Annotated in this window: 20 protein-coding genes; 3 read left to right on the top strand and 17 right to left on the bottom strand. The window is 73.4% G+C overall.

Going from position 1 to position 18,448, the window contains the following annotated elements:
- Positions 1 to 65 precede the first annotated feature (65 nt).
- From EBO15_RS15785 to EBO15_RS15800, 4 genes are all read right to left on the bottom strand, one after another.
- Entirely contained in the window at positions 66 to 1,175 is a 1,110-nt protein-coding gene (locus EBO15_RS15785) for an ABC transporter ATP-binding protein (RefSeq protein ID WP_122195151.1), read from the bottom strand.
- On the bottom strand, positions 1,172 to 1,927 hold the full coding sequence (locus EBO15_RS15790) for an ABC transporter permease (protein ID WP_199744564.1): 756 nt from the start codon (positions 1,925 to 1,927) through the stop codon (positions 1,172 to 1,174). The genes EBO15_RS15785 and EBO15_RS15790 overlap by 4 nt, the downstream gene beginning before the upstream one ends.
- Positions 1,928 to 2,001: 74 nt before the next feature.
- Complete coding sequence (gene modA / locus EBO15_RS15795; RefSeq protein WP_122195173.1) at positions 2,002 to 2,784, bottom strand: molybdate ABC transporter substrate-binding protein; 783 nt, start codon at positions 2,782 to 2,784, stop codon at positions 2,002 to 2,004.
- A gap of 49 nt (positions 2,785 to 2,833) precedes the next feature.
- The gene (locus EBO15_RS15800) at positions 2,834 to 3,226 is read right to left on the bottom strand and encodes a helix-turn-helix domain-containing protein (protein ID WP_122195174.1); all 393 of its coding nucleotides are present in this window, start codon (positions 3,224 to 3,226) and stop codon (positions 2,834 to 2,836) included.
- 199 nt (positions 3,227 to 3,425) lie between these two features.
- Here EBO15_RS15800 and EBO15_RS15805 point away from each other — a divergent pair, with 199 nt between their 5' ends.
- The 3 genes from EBO15_RS15805 to EBO15_RS15815 all read left to right on the top strand — a co-directional run bounded on the left by EBO15_RS15805 (position 3,426) and on the right by EBO15_RS15815 (position 5,550).
- A complete protein-coding gene (locus tag EBO15_RS15805; protein WP_122195153.1) occupies positions 3,426 to 4,391 on the top strand; it encodes an alpha/beta hydrolase in 966 nt (321 codons plus the stop codon).
- A gap of 34 nt (positions 4,392 to 4,425) precedes the next feature.
- Entirely contained in the window at positions 4,426 to 4,857 is a 432-nt protein-coding gene (locus tag EBO15_RS15810) for a PPOX class F420-dependent oxidoreductase (protein WP_122195154.1), read from the top strand.
- A 177-nt stretch (positions 4,858 to 5,034) separates the two neighbouring features.
- On the top strand, positions 5,035 to 5,550 hold the full coding sequence (locus tag EBO15_RS15815; protein WP_122195155.1) for a hypothetical protein: 516 nt from the start codon (positions 5,035 to 5,037) through the stop codon (positions 5,548 to 5,550).
- 6 nt (positions 5,551 to 5,556) lie between these two features.
- Here the strand turns inward: EBO15_RS15815 and EBO15_RS15820 are convergent, their stop codons facing one another.
- From EBO15_RS15820 to EBO15_RS44195, 13 genes are all read right to left on the bottom strand, one after another.
- Positions 5,557 to 5,760 (bottom strand): hypothetical protein, encoded by a 204-nt coding sequence (locus tag EBO15_RS15820; protein WP_122195156.1) that lies wholly within the window; start codon positions 5,758 to 5,760, stop codon positions 5,557 to 5,559.
- A gap of 142 nt (positions 5,761 to 5,902) precedes the next feature.
- Entirely contained in the window at positions 5,903 to 7,333 is a 1,431-nt protein-coding gene (der, locus tag EBO15_RS15825) for a ribosome biogenesis GTPase Der (RefSeq protein WP_122195157.1), read from the bottom strand.
- Between the two features lie 71 nt (positions 7,334 to 7,404).
- Positions 7,405 to 8,067, bottom strand: coding sequence for a (d)CMP kinase (gene cmk, locus EBO15_RS15830; protein ID WP_122195158.1), 663 nt, complete (start codon positions 8,065 to 8,067; stop codon positions 7,405 to 7,407).
- A gap of 105 nt (positions 8,068 to 8,172) precedes the next feature.
- Entirely contained in the window at positions 8,173 to 9,294 is a 1,122-nt protein-coding gene (locus tag EBO15_RS15835; RefSeq protein ID WP_199744560.1) for a prephenate dehydrogenase, read from the bottom strand.
- A 182-nt stretch (positions 9,295 to 9,476) separates the two neighbouring features.
- Positions 9,477 to 9,839 (bottom strand): chorismate mutase, encoded by a 363-nt coding sequence (gene aroH, locus EBO15_RS15840; protein WP_122195159.1) that lies wholly within the window; start codon positions 9,837 to 9,839, stop codon positions 9,477 to 9,479.
- Positions 9,840 to 9,899: 60 nt separating this feature from the next.
- Positions 9,900 to 10,631 carry a pseudouridine synthase gene (locus EBO15_RS15845; RefSeq protein ID WP_122195160.1) on the bottom strand — a complete coding sequence of 244 codons (732 nt, stop codon included), beginning with the start codon at positions 10,629 to 10,631 and terminating at the stop codon, positions 9,900 to 9,902.
- Positions 10,628 to 11,320, bottom strand: coding sequence for an SMC-Scp complex subunit ScpB (gene scpB, locus EBO15_RS15850; RefSeq protein ID WP_122195161.1), 693 nt, complete (start codon positions 11,318 to 11,320; stop codon positions 10,628 to 10,630). Before scpB ends, EBO15_RS15845 begins: the two co-directional genes overlap by 4 nt.
- A complete protein-coding gene (locus tag EBO15_RS15855) occupies positions 11,313 to 12,329 on the bottom strand; it encodes a segregation and condensation protein A (protein WP_233616217.1) in 1,017 nt (338 codons plus the stop codon). Before EBO15_RS15855 ends, scpB begins: the two co-directional genes overlap by 8 nt.
- A gap of 31 nt (positions 12,330 to 12,360) precedes the next feature.
- Positions 12,361 to 13,227, bottom strand: coding sequence for a ParA family protein (locus EBO15_RS15860; RefSeq protein ID WP_233616222.1), 867 nt, complete (start codon positions 13,225 to 13,227; stop codon positions 12,361 to 12,363).
- Between the two features lie 147 nt (positions 13,228 to 13,374).
- A complete protein-coding gene (locus EBO15_RS15865) occupies positions 13,375 to 14,310 on the bottom strand; it encodes a site-specific tyrosine recombinase XerD (protein ID WP_233616218.1) in 936 nt (311 codons plus the stop codon).
- Between the two features lie 331 nt (positions 14,311 to 14,641).
- Positions 14,642 to 15,286: an NUDIX hydrolase gene (locus tag EBO15_RS15870; RefSeq protein ID WP_325051909.1), complete on the bottom strand. Its 645-nt coding sequence runs from the start codon at positions 15,284 to 15,286 to the stop codon at positions 14,642 to 14,644.
- Positions 15,283 to 16,971 carry a CTP synthase gene (locus EBO15_RS15875; protein WP_122195163.1) on the bottom strand — a complete coding sequence of 563 codons (1,689 nt, stop codon included), beginning with the start codon at positions 16,969 to 16,971 and terminating at the stop codon, positions 15,283 to 15,285. The genes EBO15_RS15870 and EBO15_RS15875 overlap by 4 nt, the downstream gene beginning before the upstream one ends.
- A gap of 368 nt (positions 16,972 to 17,339) precedes the next feature.
- Positions 17,340 to 18,448: hypothetical protein (locus tag EBO15_RS44195; protein ID WP_456047873.1), on the bottom strand; the 1,109-nt coding region annotated here is incomplete at its 5' end.

Genomic DNA, 18,448 nt, shown 5'->3' on the forward strand with positions numbered 1-18,448 from the left:
TGTGATTGATGTCACCGGGAATCGGCTCTGCCCCGAGAGCCCGCTCGACCGCTGACGCACCCCGCTCAGGCGGGATATACCCGCACCTCCGTGGCCTTAACGGAGGCCCAGACCGGGCTGCCCTCCGCGAGGCCCAGTTCGGCCACGGCCGCCGCCGTCACGTCCGCCGAGACCTGCGGACCGTCCCCTCCGGACGCGTCCGGGCCGTCCCCTCCGGAGGCGTCCGGACCGGCCCCGTCGAGCCGGATCCGGAAGCGGTCGCCGCGGCTCTCCACCGCCGCCACGCGGGCCTTCCAGAGGTTCCGGGGGCTGCCGTCCGGGCGGGACCGGTACAGCGCGACGGCGGACGGCTCGAAAGCGAGAAAAACATCACCCTCGGGTGAGGCCACGGCGTCGATCTTCAGGCGCCCGTCCGCGATGACGACGGATCCTCCGTCCGCGCGGCCCCGGAACAGGTTCAGCCCGACGAGCCGCGCCACGTACGGGGTGCGGGGGTGCCGGGCGACGTCGGCGGGGGCGCCCTCCTGGACGAGCCGTCCGCCCTCGACGACGACGAGGCGGTCGGCGAGGGTCAGCGCGTCCAGCGGATCATGGGTGACCAGGACGGCCGCGCCCGCGAACCCGGCGAGATGGCGGCGCAGCGCCGCGCGCACCTCCAGGCGGGTGTGGGCGTCGAGGGCGGAGAGCGGCTCGTCCAGCAGCAGGAGCCCCGGCCGGACGGCCAGGGCCCGCGCCAGCGCGACCCGCTGCGCCTGCCCTCCCGACAGCGCGCGCGGACGGGCCGACGCCTGCTCCGCGAGCCCGACGTGCTCCAGCCACTCGGCGGCCCGGCGGCGCGCCTCGCGCCTGCCCGTCCCCTGGGCGCGCGGCCCGAACGCCACGTTCTCCAGGGCGGACATGTGCGGGAAGAGCAGGTACTCCTGGAAGACCATGCCGACGCGGCGTTCGTCGGGCGGCAGGCGGGTGAGGTCCCGTCCGTCCACGCGGACGTGGCCGCCGGCGAGCGGGGTGAGCCCGGCCAGGGCCCGCAGGGCGGTGCTCTTGCCCGCGCCGTTCGGGCCGAGCAGCGCCACGACCTCGCCCGGCGCGGCCGTCAGGACGAGATCGAGATCGAACCGGGGACGCCGCACGACGATCCGGGCGTCCAGGCCTCCGGCCTGTTCGGCGGCCGTCACGCGGCACCGGTCCAGCGGTCGCGGAGGGCCACCAGCACGGCCACCGACACCGCCAGCAGCACGAGGCTGAGGACGATCGCGGCCTGCGGGTCGGTCTCCAGGGCGAGGTAGACGGCGAGCGGCATGGTCTGGGTGCGTCCGGGGAAGTTGCCCGCGAACGTGATCGTCGCGCCGAACTCGCCGAGCGCGCGCGACCAGCACAGCACCGCGCCCGCCAGGACGCCGGGCGCGGCCATCGGCAGCGTGACGCGGCGGAACACCGTCCACCGCCCGGCGCCGAGCGTGGCGGCGGCCTCCTCGAACCGGGTGTCGGCGGCGCGCAGCGCGCCCTCCACGCTGATCACCAGGAACGGCATCGCCACGAACGTCTCGGCGAGCACCACCCCGGACGTCGTGAACGGCAGCGTGATCCCGAACGCGCGGTCGAGCCACTCCCCCACCAGGCCGCGCCGTCCGAGGACGAGCAGCAGCGCGACGCCGCCGACCACGGGCGGCAGCACCAGCGGGACGGTCACCAGCGCCCGCACCAGCCGGACGCCGGGGAACGGCACCCGCGCCAGCAGCCAGGCCAGCGGCACCCCGAACAGCAGGCACAGCCCGGTCGCGATCGTGGCGCTGACCAGCGACAACCGCAGCGCCTCCAGCACCTGCGGCTGGCCGAGCCGGGTCCCGACCGTCCCCCAGGGCGCCCGGACGAGCAGCCCTGCGAGCGGCAGGACCAGGAACACCAGGCCGACCAGCGCGGGCAGCATCAGCACGAGCGGCGGACGCCCCCGGACCCGGTCCGCCGCCTCCCCTCGCCGTGCCCGCCGCCCGCGCAGGACGGTCACGGGGACTCGAACCCGGCCTCGCTCAGCGCCGCCTTCCCCGGCTGCGACAGGACGTACTGGACGAACTCCTTGGCCAGCGCGGACTGCGGGGCCTTGGCGAGCGACGCGATCGGGTAGGAGTTGATCGCCTTGGCCGACTCGGGGAACTCGATCCCCTCGACCTGCCCGGTCGCCGCCTTGGCGTCCGTGCGGTAGACGAGCCCGGCGTCCGCCTCACCGAGCCGGACCTTGGTCAGCACGGCCTTGACGTCCTGCTCCTGGGACACCGGCTTGACCGTGAGGCGCGCGGCGGCGAGCGCCTGCTTCGCGGCGGCCCCGCACGGCACCTGCTCCGCGCACAGCACGACCTTCAGCTTGGCCCCGGCCAGGTCGGCGAGCGCGTGCACCTTGCCAGGGTCGCCCTTCGGGACGGCGATGACCAGCCGGTTCTTGGCGAACACGGTCGGCTGCCCGGACACGTCGCCCGCGTCGGCCACGGTCTTCATGGTCGTGCCGCTGGCGGCGGCGAACACGTCCGCGGGCGCGCCCTGCGTGATCTGCTGCGCGAGCGCCGAGCTGCCGCCGAAGTTGAACCGGACCTTCAGCCCGGGGTGCGTCCCCTCGAAGTCCTTGCCGAGCCGGGTGAACGTCTCGGTCAGCGAGGCGGCGGCGAACACGGTCAGCGTCTTGTCTCCGGATCCACCGGACTTACCGGACTTGTCGTCCTTGGTGTCGCCGCAGCCCGCGGCGAGGGCCGCCAGGGACAGGGCCGCCACCGCGGCCACGGATGCACGTCTCAGCACAACGACTCCTCGGGGGTTCTCAAACGGGGGGGAAGGGGGTGCGGGCTCAGCCCGCGTCGGGACGCTCGACGACGACGGTGGTGGACTTCACGACCGCCTCGGCGACCACGCCCACCTCCAGGCTCAGCTCCTCGGCGGCCTCGCGGCTCATCAGCGACACGATCCGGAACGGCCCGGCCTGGATCTCGACCTTGGCCATGACCGTGTCGAGCACCACGTCGGTGACGATGCCCCGCATCCGGTTCCGCGCGGAGGAGAAGCTCTCCCCCGGTTCGCGGGCCTGGGCGCGGACGAAGGCGGCCAGGTCGGCCCCCGGCACGATCCGGTGGCCGTGCTCGTCCCGGACGGCGGGCAGCCGTCCGCCGTCCACCCACCGGCGGACGGTGTCCGCGCTGACCCCGAGCAGGGCCGCGGCCTCACTGATCCGGAAGTTCGTCACGCGGATCACCCTAGACCCCTCGCATCTGCAAGCCACATCCGGAGTATCGACCAGAAGCTGCAAGGCGAACAGTGGCCAACCCCTTGCTTCTGCGGTCCCCTTGCTTCTGCAGCACCGGAACGAATGCTTGTTCACCGGCACCCCGCGATGGGACGATCAGAATCGCGTTCGGAAACGGCGGCGGAACGAGGGAGCGGACGTGACCCCTGCGGAGCCCACCACGCTGGTCATCGACAGGCAGGGCACGGCGAGCCTGCGCTCGCGGGCCGTCGCCGCCGGCGTGCGCGGCCTGGTCCGGCCCGGACTGGCGAAGGCGGCCGAGCGTCCCCTCACCGAGAAGGCCCTGCGCCGCGCCGCGGTGCTCGACAGGCTGGCCGGACGGGCCCGCCCGCCGCGCGACGCCCACTTCGCGCCGGTCGCCTTCGACGGCTTCCGCGCCGAGTGGACGCACGGACCGGGCGTCGGCCCCGATCGCGCCAAGGCGATCCTCTACCTGCACGGCGGCGGCTGGGTCTCGTGCGGCCTGAACACGCACCGCCGGATGGTCTCCCGGTTCAGCGCCGCCGCCGGGGTCCCCGCGCTGTCGGTCGACTACCGGATGATCCCGGACGTCCCGTTCGAGGACGAGGTCGAGGACTGCCTGACCGCCTACCGGAGCCTGCTGGAGGACCGCGACGCGTCCGACATCGTGATCATGGGCGACTCGGCGGGCGGCCACCTGACGTTCGCGACGGCCCTGCGCGCCCGCGACGAGGGACTGCCGCTCCCCGCCGCACTGGTCGCCCTGTCCCCGATGCTCGACATGCACCTCGGCACCAAGCTCGCCCACCCGAACACGCGGCTCGACCCGTCCGGGCCCGGCCCGCTGCTGGAGCGCCTGGTGGAGGACCTCCTCCCCCACCTCGACCTCACCGACCCGGCGATCTCGCCGATCCGCGCCGACCTCACCGGGCTCCCGCCCGTCCTGCTGACCGCCGGTTCGACCGAGCTCCTGTACACCGACGCGGAGACCATGGCGAGACGGCTCGTCCGCGCGGGCGTCCCGACGACCCTCCAGGTCTGGCACCGCCAGATCCACGTCTTCCAGATGTTCGGCCCCCTCCTCCCGGAGTCCCGCGCGGCGATCGCCGACATGGGCGCGTTCGTCCGCGGCGCGCTCGGTTGACCTCAAGTCAGGTCGAGGTCTTACCGTCGGAAGCATGACGACACCGGATCCCTTCACCGCCGCCGAACGCGCCTACCTGACGACGCAGAACCTCGGCCGCCTCGCGACCGTCGCCCCCGACGGGACGCCGAACTCGCGTCCCGTCGGATTCCGCCTGAACGACGACGGCACCATCGACATCGGCGGCCCGGACAACGCCGCCAGCCGCAAGTACCGCAACGCGCAGTCCAACCCGGCCGTCTCGTTCCTCGTCGACGACCTGACCTCCCCCGACGACCCCGACGCCGTCCGCCCCGGCTGGGGCCGCGGCGTCGAGATCCGCGGCCGCGCCGAAATGGTCAAGGGCGAGATGCACATCGGCAAGGGCTTCTTCAGCGACGACCTGATCCGCATCCACCCCACCCGCATCATCAACTGGCACCTCGACCCGTCCACCCCCGAAGGCACCGCCCGCACCATCGCCTGACCCGGCCCGGCGGACCTCACGCATGAAGGGTGGGGTGGGGGGTAAAGGCGGGTTGAAACTTGAATAGGGCTACCTGGTCGGGAGGCGGCCGTTATGGGTGGGAACATGTGGGTGCCCCGGAGTCGCGGGGCGTTCAGTGGGGTTCTGCTCGTGCTACTCGGGGGCTGGGGTGCGCTGTTGCCCTTTGCCGGGCCGTACGCGCACTTCGGCTTCCACCCCGACGAGACGTGGATCTACGGCACCGACCGGCTGGAGCTGTGCGTCGCGCCCGGGGCGGCGACCGCGCTGGGCGGGCTCGTCGTGGCGGCCGGTTCGAACCGGGTGGTCGCCTCGCTCGGCGGGTGGCTCGCGGCGCTCGGCGGGGCCTGGTTCGCCGTCGGGACGCAGACCGCCGTCCTGTGGGACGTGAACGGCATCGGCGACCCGCTCGGCGCGACCAAGGGCCGGCACCTGGCCGAGCAGCTCGGCGGGTTCACCGGGCTCGGCGTGGTGATCGTGTTCTTCGCGGCGGTGGCGCTCGGCCGGTTCGCGGTGGTCGGCGTCCGCGACGTGGCCGCCGAGCCGTCCGAGGCGTCCGGCTTCAGGGACGAGACGGCGGTCACGCAGCCGCTCAGGCCGTCCTACGGCCGCTACGCGCGCCAACCGGACGACGGCTCCGACCAGCGCGTGGCTCCCGACGAGCACGGATTCTGAGGGACGTCAGCGGTCGCGGGAGCGCATGTTGCGGACCGACTTGGTCGTCTCGAAGCTGCCCTTCTCGTCGTCGTTCGCGACGTCGTCGCGGTCGGTGAACATGCCCGCGAACAGGACGAGCAGGCCGACCGCGCCGATCCAGGGCTGCCGCCAGTAGAAGCCGGCGGCCAGGAACCCGGCGGCCACGAGCACCAGCAGCAGAAGCCTCACGTCACACTCCTCGCCCGGTCGCGTCACGCCCCACCGGACCACCGGTCCGCGAGTAATGGAAAACTTACTCAGGGCGTCACAGGCATCCTGACATGCCGAAGCCCGCCCGGGGAAGCCCCGGACGGGCCACGGCGCGCTCCCGCTACTTGCGCTTGCCCCGCTTCTCGCGGATCTTCATCGTCACCGCGATCGGGGTGCCCTCGAAGCCGAACTCCTCGCGCAGCCGCCGCTCGATGTACCGGCGGTAGCCCTCCTCGAGGAACCCGGACGTGAACAGCACGAACCGCGGCTGCCGGACGCCGGCCTGCGTCGCGAACAGCACGCGCGGCTGCTTGCCGCCCCGGATCGGGTGCGGGTGCGACGACACCAGGTCGGCGAAGAACTGGTTCAGCTTGGCCGTCGGGACGCGCGAGTCCCAGCCCGCGAGGGCCGTCTCGATCGCCGGGACGAGCTTCTCCATGTGCCGTCCCGTGCGGGCCGACACGTTCACGCGCGGCGCCCAGCGGGCGTTGTGCAGCTGCCGGTCGATCTCGCGGTCCAGGTAGTGGCGGCGCTCCTCGTCGAGCAGGTCCCACTTGTTGTAGGCGATGACCAGCGCCCGGCCGGACTCGATCACCATGGAGATGATCCGCAGGTCCTGCTCGGCGAGCGGCTCGTTCGCGTCGATCATCACGACCGCGACCTCGGCGCGCTCCAGCGCCGACTGCGTGCGCAGCGTGGCGTAGAAGTCGGCGCCCTGGTTCTCCCGGTGGCGGCGGCGGATCCCGGCGGTGTCGATGAACCGCCAGGTCTTCCCGCCGAGGTCGATCTCCTCGTCGATCGGGTCGCGGGTGGTGCCCGCGACCGAGTCGACGACGACCCGCTTCTCTCCCGCCAGCTGGTTCAGCAGGCTGGACTTGCCGACGTTCGGACGGCCCAGCAGCGCCACCCGGCGCGGCCCGCCCGCCTCGATGCCGAACCGCTCCTTCGGGGCCTGCTCGGGCAGCGCCTCCAGCACGGCGTCCAGCAGGTCGCCCGAACCGCGCCCGTGGACGGCGCTGACCGGGTGCGGCTCGCCGATGCCGAGGCTCCACAGCAGCGCCGCGTCCGACTCGGTGCCGATGTTGTCGACCTTGTTGGCGACCAGCACCACCGGCTTGCCGGACCGGCGCAGGATCTCCACCACGGCCTCGTCCACGTCGGTCGCGCCGACGGTGGCGTCCACGACGAACATCACCACGTCGGCGAGGTCCACCGCCATCCGGGCCTGCTCGGCGATCGCCGCGGCCAGGCCCGCCGCGTCCGGCAGCCAGCCGCCGGTGTCCACCACGGTGAACCGGCGTCCGGACCAGGTCGCGTCGTAGGCGACCCGGTCCCGGGTCACGCCCGGCACGTCCTCCACGACCGCCTCACGGCGGCCGATGATCCGGTTGACCAGGGTGGACTTGCCGACGTTCGGACGGCCCACCACGGCCACCACGGGCGCGGGCCCCTCGCCCTCCTCGGAGAAGCCCCCTTCCAGGGCCTCCGCCTCAAGGTCGGCGACATCAAAGTCGGCGGCGTCGAAGTCGTATTCGCTCTCAGTCACGTTCATGTCCCCGCTCGCCGGACGGGTACGCCTCCCGGCGTCCCCCGGCTCGCTCGTGCGCTCGTTGCCGAGCCCGCTCAGTACTGCTCTTTGGCGAGGCGGACGACCGCCTCGATGACCTCGTCGAGGCTCAGCTCGGTCGAGTCGATCTCATGCGCGTCCGCCGCCTTCGCCAGCGGGGACGCCTTCCGGGTGGAGTCCAGCTCGTCGCGTCGTGCCTGCTCGGCCTGGGTGACCTCCACCGACGCGCCCGGGTCGGCCGCCAGGTCCTTGGCCCGCCGCGCGGCCCGCGCCGCCTCGCTGGCGGTCAGGTAGACCTTGACCGGCGCGTCCGGCGCGACGACCGTGCCGATGTCACGGCCCTCCACCACGATGCCCCCGGCACCGATGATCTCACGCTGAAGCGCGACCATCCGCTCCCGCACCGCCGGAACCCGGCTGACCGCGCTCACCGCGTTGGTGACCTCACGGGTGCGGATCGGCCCGGACACGTCCGTGCCGTCCGCCTCGATCGTCGGACGGTTCGGGTCGGTGCCGGACACCAGCGCCGCCTCGCCCGCGCGGGCCGCGACCGCCTCGCCGTCCTCGACGTCCACGCCGTGCTCCAGCATCCACCAGGTCATGGCGCGGTACATCGCGCCGGTGTCGAGGTAGCGCAGGCCGAGGGCGCGCGCCACGCCCTTGGAGGCGCTGGACTTGCCGGACCCGGACGGGCCGTCCATGGCGATGACGAGCGACACGATCGCTCCCTTTCGATGTCTGGTGCGGTGCTGGGGCGCCGAAATGGCGGCGCCGGGGGACGCCGGGGGCGGGTGCCCGCGACGGCCAGCGTTCCAGGGTACTTGCTAGCCGGGCACCGACCAGCCGCGCGCGCGCAGCTCGTCGGCCAGCTTCGCCGCCTCCTCCGGCTGGACCGACAGCTCCAGCACACCGAGCGGGCGGCCCGGGGAGTGCTCGATCGCGATGTCCTCGACGTTGACCCCGGCGATCGTCGCCGCCTGGAAGATCATCGCCAGTTCGCCCGGACGGTCCGGGATGACGACGGTGACGGTGGCGTAGCTGCGCTGGTCGCCGCCGTGCTTGCCCGGGATCCGGGCCCGCCCGGCGTTGCCGCGCAGCAGCAGGTCGGCGACGTGCGTCGCGGCGCCCTCGCTGCCGTCGCGCAGCAGCGAGGCGGCCACCGCCAGGTCGGTCGCGACCGCCTCCAGGACGTCGGCGACCGGCTCGGCGTTGGCGGCCAGGATGCCGATCCACAGCCTCGGGTCGGACGCGGCGATCCGGGTGACGTCCCGGACGCCCTGCCCGGCCAGGCCGAGCGCGGTGTCGTCCGCGCTGGTCAGCCGGGCCGCGACCGCCGCCGACACCACGTGCGGGGCGTGCGACACCAGCGCGACCGAACGGTCGTGGTGCTCGGCGTCCACGGTGACCGGCATGGCCCCGCAGAGCCGCGCGAGGCCCTCGACCGCCGCGACGGCGTCCGGCGCGGTGCGGCCGCCGGGGCACAGGGCCCACGGACGGCCGAGGAACAGATCGTCGCGGGCCGCGGACGGCCCGGAGCGCTCCCGTCCGGCCAGCGGATGCCCCGGCACGTAGGACGCCAGGTCGCAGCCCAGGTCGGCGGCCTGCGCCAGCGGCAGCGCCTTCACGCTCGCGACGTCGGTGTAGACCTCCGCCAGCCTGCGCTTCTGCGCGTCCAGCAGGGTCACGGCGACGGCGGCGGGCGGGACGGCGATCACGGCCAGGTCGGCGGGACCGCCGAGGCCGCCCACCGGAAGCGCCTCGCCCGCGCCGATCTGCACGGCCACGTCGAGCGCGGCGGCGTCCCGGTCGGACAGATAGACCTCCGAGCCCCGTGCCCGCAGGGCCAGCGCGATCGACGTGCCGATCAGGCCGGTGCCGATGACGACCACGCGGCCGGGGCCGGGCTCGCCGGGTTCGGAACGCTCGGGGACTGGGGTCTCTGCCACCGATCCAGCCTACTGGGCCCAGGCGGCCGGATCGTCCCACTCCGCAGGGCCCGAAGACCCGATCCGGCGAAGGGCCCGGGAGGCGGCCCGGACCCGCCTACCGGGCGATGCCGGTCACCGAGGGGCGTCGGCTACTCAGCGACGTCGGTCACTGGGCGGTGTCGGCTACTGAGCGGTGTCGGCTACTGGGCGATGTCGATGCGCAGGGCCGCCGCCCCGCGCAGGTACACGTGCTGCACCTGCGCGCGGGGACGGTCCGTCTCGACGTGCGCCATCAGCCGGATCACGCGGGGCAGCCCGTGCGGGACGGCGATCTCGCTCGCGCACATCAGCGGCACCTCCTGGAACCCCAGGTTGCGCGCCGCGAGCGCCGGGAACTCGGCGGTCAGGTCGGGAGTCGCGGTGAACAGCACGCTGATCACGTCGTCGGTACCGAGCGCGTTGCGCTCCATCACCGCCGTGACCAGCTCGGTGGTCGCGGCCAGGATCTCGTCCCGGTCGTCCGCCTCCACCTGGGTCGCGCCGCGGACCGCCCTCACCGCCACCGGTACCTCCCCGTCCTCGCCGATCATGTCCGCCCGTGCCCCCGGCCCGGAGGCCCGTGCCTACAGGTCGACGGCCTTGTACAGCTCGCCGACCTCGCGGACGCTCAGCGCCCGCATGTGGCCGGGCTTGAGCTGGCCGAGCTTGAGCGGTCCGAACTCTACGCGAGCGAGCTGCTGCACGGGGAAGCCGACCTCCTTCAGCAGCCGCCGGACGATGTGCTTGCGGCCCTCGTGCAGGGTGATCTCCACCAGGATCCGCCTGCCGACCTGGTCGAAGATCCGGAACTCGTCGGCCTTGGCGAAGCCGTCCTCCAGCTCCACGCCCTTGCGCAGCCGCCGGCCCAGGTCCCGCGGGATCGGGCCGTGGATCTCGGCCAGGTACATCTTGCTCACACCGAAGCTCGGGTGGGTCAGCCGGTGCGCCAGCTCCCCGTCGTTGGTGAGCAGGATCAGGCCCTCGGTGTCGGTGTCGAGCCGTCCGACGTGGAACAGCCGCTCGGGCACCTCCACGTAGGACGCCAGGGACTTGCGGCCCCGCTCGTCCTTCATCGTCGACACCACGCCGCGCGGCTTGTTGATCATGTAGTAGCGCATCTCCGACCGGGTCTCCACCCGGCGGCCGTCCACCTTGATCACGTCGCTCTCGGGGTCGACCCGCTCACCGAACCGGAACACCCGCTGGCCGTTGACCTCGACCCGGCCTTCGCCGATCAGTTCCTCGCAGTGGCGGCGGCTGCCGATCCCGGCCTCGGCCAGGACCTTCTGCAGGCGCACGCCCTCGTTGTCGCTCACGCTTCCTCGACTATCTCTTCTGGCAGGTCATCGGGCAGGTAGGGGGCAAGTTCGGGCAGCTCTTCCAGGCCGCGCAGCCCCAGTCTCTCCAGGAAGTACCCGGTGGTGCGGAACAGGACGGCCTGGGACTCGGGGTCCTGCCCGGCCTCCTCGATCAGGCCGCGCAGCGCCAGCGTCCGCATCACCCCGTCGCTGTTGACGCCGCGCACCGCCGAGACCCGGGCGCGGCTGACCGGCTGCCGGTAGGCGACCACCGCCAGGGTCTCCAGCGCCGCCTGGGTCAGGCGGGCCTGCTGCCCGTCGGTGACGAACCTCTCCACCACCGGCGCGCAGATGTCACGAGTGTAGAAGCGCCAGCCGCCCGCCACGTCCCGTAGATCGAACCCTCGACCCTGGTCGGTGTATTCCGCGGCCAGCTCACGCAGCGTAGCGGAGATCTGGGGGACGGGCCGCTCCAGGAGCTGCGCGAGGGTGATCTCGGCCACGGGCTCGTCCACGACCAGCAGGATCGCCTCGACCTGCGCCCGCAGCGACGGCCCGTCCTCCCCGGCGCCGGGCGCCTCCCCGGCGTCCCCGGCCTCAGGCGCCTCAGGGGCCGGCGGCGCCTCGGGGACCCCGGCCGTCTCGGGCGTCTCGGGAGGCCCGGACGTCTCCGGAGGCTCGGGAGCGTCCTCGGGGTGGTCAGTCATCGGTGTCTTCCTCGGTCTCGTCGGACGGCTTGCCGGCGGGGTCGCGGGAGCCCTCGTAGTCGTCGCCGACCGAGATCTCCCCGTCGTCGGTGCCGATCCAGGTGACGTGCAGGGTGCCGAGCGGCTCGTCCTGCTCGAAGGTCACGGCGCGCTCGCGGTACAGCTCCAGCAGGGCCAGGAACCGCGCGACGACCTGGAAGGTGCCCTCGGCGTCGTCGGTGAGCTGGTCGAACGTGGCCTGCCCCAGAGCGCGCAGCTTCGCGATGACCACCTCGGCCTGCTCGCGGACGCTCGCCTTCGGCTGGTACATGTGCTCGACGTTCACGCCGGGCGGGGCCTTCGGGGTGAACACCTTGGCGGCGAGCCGGGCGAACTGGTCGGGGCCGAGCCCGATCAGCACCTCCGGCAGCAGGTTCGCGAACCGCGGCTCCATCGGGACGATCCGGGGGAACCGGCGGGCCGCGTCGGCCATCCGCTCCGTGAGGTACTTGCCGACCTCCTTGTACGCCCGGTACTGGAGCAGGCGGGCGAACAGCAGGTCGCGGGCCTCCAGGAGCGCCAGGTCCTCCTCGTCGTCCACCTCGCCGGACGGCAGCAGGCGGGCGGCCTTGAGGTCGAGCAGGGTCGCGGCGACGAGCAGGAAGTGGCTGGCCTGGTCGAGGTCCCAGTCCTTGCCGTGGGCTCGGATGTGCGCGATGAAGTCGTCGGTGACCTTGTGCAGCGACACCTCGGTGATGTCGAGCTTGTGCTTGGAGATCAGCCCCAGCAGCAGGTCGAACGGGCCCTGGAAGTTCTCCAGCTCGACCCGGAACCCCTTGCCGTCCCCCTCCCCGGCGGCCCCTCCGGCTTCACCGGTCCGGGCGTCCTCAGCGGGACCGGAACCGGAGCCGGGGGCCTCACCGGACGCCTCGTCCGCGAGATCGCCGGGAAGGGCGTCGTCGTCGGGAGCGTCGGCCATCGGGTCGGCCTTCTCGTCGGCCTGGGTCGGCGGCGGGGCGGGCGGGTGCACAGGGAGAACGGTAACGGACGGCGGAGCCCGCTCAGACCCCCGTCTTCCAGCGTTCCAGCACCTCACGGGCCAGGCTGCGGTAGGCGTTGGCGCCCATCGAGGACGGGTCGAAGTAGGTGATCGGCTCGCCCGCGACCGTGGCGTCCGGGAACCGGACGGTGCGGTTGATCACGGTGTGGAAGACCTTGTCGCCGAACGCCTCGACGATGCGGCCGAGCACCTCGCGGGTGTGCAGGGTGCGCGAGTCGTACATCGTGCCGAGGACGCCGTCGATCTCCAGCGACGGGTTGATGCGCTGCTGGACCTTGTCGATGGTCTCCATGAGCAGCGCGACGCCGCGCATGGCGAAGTACTCGCACTCCAGCGGGATCAGCACGCCCTCACTGGCGGCCAGCGCGTTCACCGTCAGCAGGCCGAGGGACGGCTGGCAGTCGATGAGGATGTAGTCGTAGTCCGGGATGGCGGACTTCAGCGCCCCCGCGAGGATGTACTCGCGGCCGACCTCGTGGACCAGCTGCACTTCGGCGCCGGACAGGTCGATGTTGGACGGCAGCAGGTCCATCCCGTCGACGCCGGTCTCGATGACCACGTCCTCCCACTCGGTGTCACGCTCGAGCAGCAGGTTGTGGATGGTCACCTCGAGCTGGCGCGGGTCGCCCTTGCCGAGGCCGACCGACAGCGCCCCCTGGGGGTCGAAGTCGACCAGCAGCACGCGGCGGCCGTACTCGGCGAGCGCCGCGCCCAGGTTGATGGTGGTCGTCGTCTTGCCGACGCCGCCCTTCTGGTTGCAGATCGACACGATCCGCGCGGGCCCGTGCTCCGGGAGGGGCTCGGGCTCAGGGAAGATCGGGACCGGACGTTGGGTCGGCCCCAGGGCACGACTCGGATCGGTCTCGATGGTGGCGGACGACAACAGGCCGTCCGCAGCCTCAGTGCGTGTCACCAGATCCCTCCCCGGCGGCTTGAAGATGCCTACCAGTCCGGGGACTCTAGGGCCCCGTCGCCGCTGTCTCAACTCGACTCGCGGTCGATGCGTCGCGTTTTGTCAGCCGCGTGCCCGCGGATGTGACGTGGCGTAGACCTCGCGCAATAGTTGAACCGTTACCAGAGTGTAGACCTGCGTGGTCGTCACCGAGGCATGTCCGAGCAATTCCTGGACGACCCTCACGTCCGCGCCGCCGTCGAGGAGGTGGGTCGCGAACGAGTGACGCAGTGTGTGCGGGGACACATCGGTCAGCCGCGCCCGGTCGGCGGCGGCGCGCAGCACCATCCACGCGCCCTGGCGGGACAGCCGTCCGCCGCGCGCGTTGAGGAACAGGGCGGGGCCGCCGCGTCCGGTGCGGGCCAGCTCCGGGCGCGCGCGCACGAGGTACGCCTCGACGGCGCGGCGCGCGTACTCGCCGATCGGCACGATGCGGGTCTTGCCGCCCTTGCCCGCGACACGCGCGTAGCCCTCACCGAGGTCGACGTCGTCGACGTCCAGGCCGACGGCCTCGGAGATGCGGGCGCCCGAGCCGTACAGCAGCTCCAGCAGGGCGCGGTCGCGGAGCGCGCGGGCGGCGGCCGTGGCGTCCCCTACGGTGCCCCGGTCGCCTCTGTCCGGCCCGGACGCGGCGTTGAGCAGGCGTTCGACCTCGGCCAGGGAGATCGCCTTGGGGAGCCGCCGGGGCGGGGTCGGCGGCCGGACCTCGCGCGCCGGGTCGTCGGCGGCGAGACCCTCGCGCAGCGCGAACCGGTGCAGGCCCCGGACGGCGACGACCGCGCGGGCCGCCGACCCGGCCGCGAGCGGCGGGTGGTCGGCGTCGCCCTCGCGCAGGCCGACGAGGAACGCCCGGACGTCGTCCTCGGTGACCCGGTCGATCGCGTCCCGGCCGCGCGAGGTCAGGACCTCGACGTAGCGGCGCAGGTCGCGGCGGTAGGAGCTGAGGGTGTTGGCGGCCAGGCCCCGTTCCACGGCGAGGTGCCCGAGGTAGGTGCGCACGGTCGACTCCAGCGCCGTCCCCGGGCCGGCCCCCGAGGCCGCACCCCCGGGGCCGGCCCCCGAGGCGGTGTTCCCAGGGGGCGCTGCGCTGCGGCCGGTCGTGCTCGGAGTCAGTGCGGACCTCGTTCTGGACGGGCGTTCGGGGGCTCGGGGGCGGGCGGGTGCCGGTGACGCGCGGACGCCGTCCCCCGCGCCCCATCATGCCCCCTCCGGGCCCGGGGGGTTACGTCAACGCCCCGCGCGTCCGGTGGACGGCGGGGCGTGACGGTAACGATTCGGCTCACCCGGCGGTGGAGGTCCGCGGGTCGGTCAGCGCGGTCGGTCAGCGCGGTCAGTCCTCGGGGGCCTCCACGGGGCGCAGGCCGGCGAACCCGTCCACGGCGGCGGCGTGCGCGGCGAGGACCCCGGTCACGGCGATCATGTTGTGCAGGTCGCCGTTCAGGGCCTTGCGGACGGCCTCGTCCAGCGGCACCCAGACCACCGGCATGTCGGCCTCCTCGTGCACCCGCTCGAAGTCGATCTCCTCGGCGGGGACCTCGGCGAGGTCGCGAGCCAGGAAGATCCGGGTCCGCTCGTCCGACATCCCGGACGAGGGGAACAGGTCCACCAGGACGTCCCAGCGGCCGGCCTCGTACCCGGCCTCCTCCAGCAGCTCGCGGGCGGCGAGCACGTGCAGCGGCTCGCCGTCCACGTCGCGGAGCCCCGCCGGGGCCTCCCAAAGGAAGCGCCCGACCGGGTGCCGGTACTGGCGCAGCAGCAGGACGCGGCCCCGGTCGTCCAGGGCGATCACGCCGACCGAGCCGGGATGCTCGATGACGTCCCGGCCGACGAGCTCGGTGCCCGCGCCGTTCGGCATGCGGACCCGGTCGCGCCGGACACGGAAGATGTGCCCGGCGAAGACCTCGTCGGAGCCCTCGGTGTGCCAGCGCTCCGGGACGTCGCGAACGTCCTCGGGGCCGAACCCCGCCCCCGTCACCGGGCGGTCGGCGCGGACGCGCCCGCCCCGCGGGCGTCGGCGTACTCGATCGCCGCGCCGACCAGGCCCGTGAACAGCGGGTGCGGACGGGTCGGACGGGACCGGAACTCCGGGTGCGCCTGGGTGCCGACGAAGAACGGGTGCGCCTCGCGCGGCAGCTCGACGTACTCGACCAGGCGGCCGTCCGGGGACAGGCCGGAGAACCGGAGCCCGGTCTCCTCGATCCGGTCGCGGTAGGCGTTGTTGACCTCGTAGCGGTGGCGGTGCCGCTCGGACGCCTTGGCCTCCCCGTACAGCTCGCGGACGATCGAGCCCTCGGCGAGGTCGGCCGGGTACAGGCCGAGCCGCATCGTGCCGCCCATGTCGCGCTCGCCGGACACGACGTCCAGCTGGTCGGCCATGGTCGCGATGACCGGGTGCGCGGTGGCCGGGTCGAACTCGGCGCTGCCGGCGTCCGGCAGGTCGCCCAGGTGCCGGGCGGCCTCGATGACCATGCACTGGAGGCCGAGGCAGATGCCGAGCAGCGGGATCCGGTTCTCGCGGGCGTGCCGGATCGCGCCCAGCTTGCCCTCGATGCCGCGGACGCCGAACCCGCCGGGGATCAGGACGCCGTCGACGCCGTCCAGCTCGCGCTTGGCGCCCTCGGGGGTCTCGCAGTCGTCGGACTTGACCCAGCGGATCTTCACCCGGGCGTCGTTGCCGAACCCGCCGTGGCGCAGGGCCTCGGTGACCGACAGGTACGCGTCGGGCAGGTCGATGTACTTGCCGACCATCGCGATCGTGACCTCGCGGGACGGCTGGTGGACGTGCTGGAGCAGCTCGTCCCAGGAGCCCCAGTCGACGTCCCGGAACGGCAGCCCGAGCCGCTGGACGACGTAGGCGTCCAGGCCCTCGGCGTGCAGGACCTTCGGGATGTCGTAGATGCTGGCGGCGTCCACGGCGGACACGACGGCCTCGCGGTCGACGTCGCACATCAGGCTGATCTTCTGCTTGAGCCCGTCGGTGATCGGCCGGTCGGACCGGCAGACGATCGCGTCCGGCTGGATGCCGATGGAGCGCAGCGCCGCGACCGAGTGCTGGGTCGGCTTGGTCTTGAGCTCGCCGGACGGGCCGATGTAGGGCAGCAGCGAGACGTGCAGGAAGAAGCAGTTGTCGCGGCCGATCTCGTGCCGGATCTGCCGGACGGCCTCGAGGAACGGCAGCGACTCGATGTCGCCGACGGTGCCGCCGACCTCGGTGATGACGAGATCGACCTCCTGGCCGTCGGCCATGCCGCGGATGCGGTCCTTGATCTCGTTGGTGATGTGCGGGATGACCTGCACGGTGTCGCCGAGGTACTCCCCGCGCCGCTCCTTGGCGATCACGTTGGAGTAGACCTGGCCGGTGGTGACGTTGGCCGACCCGTGCAGCTCGGTGTCGAGGAAGCGCTCGTAGTGGCCGACGTCGAGGTCGGTCTCCGCGCCGTCGTCGGTGACGAACACCTCACCGTGCTGGAAGGGGTTCATCGTGCCGGGGTCGACGTTGAGGTAGGGGTCGAGCTTCTGCATGGTGACCCGAAGGCCGCGAAGCGTGAGAAGACGTCCCAGGCTGGAGGCCGTCAGTCCCTTGCCGAGGCTGGAGGCGACACCGCCGGTGACGAACAGATGCTTGGTAGGACGTGAGCTACCAGTGGTGGCCGAAGGCAAGAAGACTCTCCCGTGGTCGATACGAGGCGGATGGACCGGAAATCGGTACCGCACTGTCCACGGGCCACCAGAATATCACTCGTCGGCAGCGGCACATCCGGGACGGCCCCGGACAGGCGTGTCCCTCCCCACATCGGGGCGTTCCGGGCGGTCCCCGGCCCCGTCTCGCTCCCGTCTCCGGGGCCGACACGAGCGATCCGTCATCGGACGGTGGCGTTCCGGAGCCGCCACGGCCCCCGCGGGCGCCCCGTCCGGAGTCCGGAGGGCGCCCACGGGGGCCGTGGGGCGGATCCGCGGGTCCGAGGCCGCCGGGCCCTGAGAGCAGGGCCTGGGGCGGCGTAGGGACGTGCGGGGACGTGCGGGGACGGTCAGCGCGGCGGCGCCCCGGTGGGCATGATCGTCCGAAGCTGGCGGGTGAGCTCGTCGATGAGCCCGCGGGCCTGCTCGGACGCCTGCTTGGCGGCGTCCCGCTCCTGGGTGAGCTCGGCGATCTGCGCGCGCTGCTCGGTGACGGCCTGGGCGAGCTGGTCGACCCACTGGTCGCGTTCGGCGAGCTTCTCGGCGATCGCGTCCCGCTCGGTGGCGATCTGCCGCATCGCCGAGGACGCCTGGTCGCGCTCGCGGACGGCGGTGTCCGCGCGGCCCCGGGCGATGGTCAGCTCGGAGTCGGAGCGGGCCTGCGCCTGGACGGCGCCCTCCCGCTGCCGCTCGGCGGCCTCCAGCGCGGCGTTCGCGCCGTCCCGCTCCCGCTCGGCCTTCTTGGCCGCCTCCAGGGTCTGCGCGGCCGTGTCGAGGGCCTGCTTGCGCTCGGCCTCGGCGACGTCCACGCGGCGCTCGGCGTCCACGGCGCGCCGGTCGCCGTCGGCGAGCCGCCGCTCGGCCTCGGCGGCGCGCGACTCGGCGGCCTTCATCCGGCTCTCGGCGGCCTGCACGCGGCGGTCGGACTCCCCGGCCCGCTGCCCGGCCTCCTGGGTGCGGCGCTCGCTCTCGGCGGCGCGGCTCTCGGCGGCCTTCGCGCGGACCTCGAACTCCTGGGTGCGGCGCTCGGCCTCGTTCGCGCGGGCCTCGGCGGCGCGCATCCGGGTCTCGGCGGCCTGCGCGACGTTGCGGGCCTCCTCGGACTCCTTGGCGGCCGCGGCGACGGCGTGCTGCAGGTTCTGCGCCTGCATCTCGGCGTCGGCGAGCTTGGCGCGGACCTGCGCGGTCTCGCCGCGGGCCTGGCCGGTCTCGCCGCGGGCCTGGGTGAGCTCGCCGCGGGCGCCCTCCAGCGCCCGGGACAGCTCGCCGGCCTGCTCGGTCATCCGGTCGCGCTCGGACTCGACGGCGCGGCGGGCGGCGACGGCGTCCTCGACGGCGCGCAGGGCGTCGTCGCGGGCCTCGCTCATCTGGTCCCGCTGCGTCATCGCCTGCCGGACGGTCGCCTCGGCCTCGGCGGAGCGGCGCTCGGCGGCGACGGCGCCCCAGGCCGCGGCCGGCC

The organism is Actinomadura harenae (genome assembly GCF_003696215.1).
Lineage (GTDB): Bacteria > Actinomycetota > Actinomycetes > Streptosporangiales > Streptosporangiaceae > Spirillospora > Spirillospora harenae.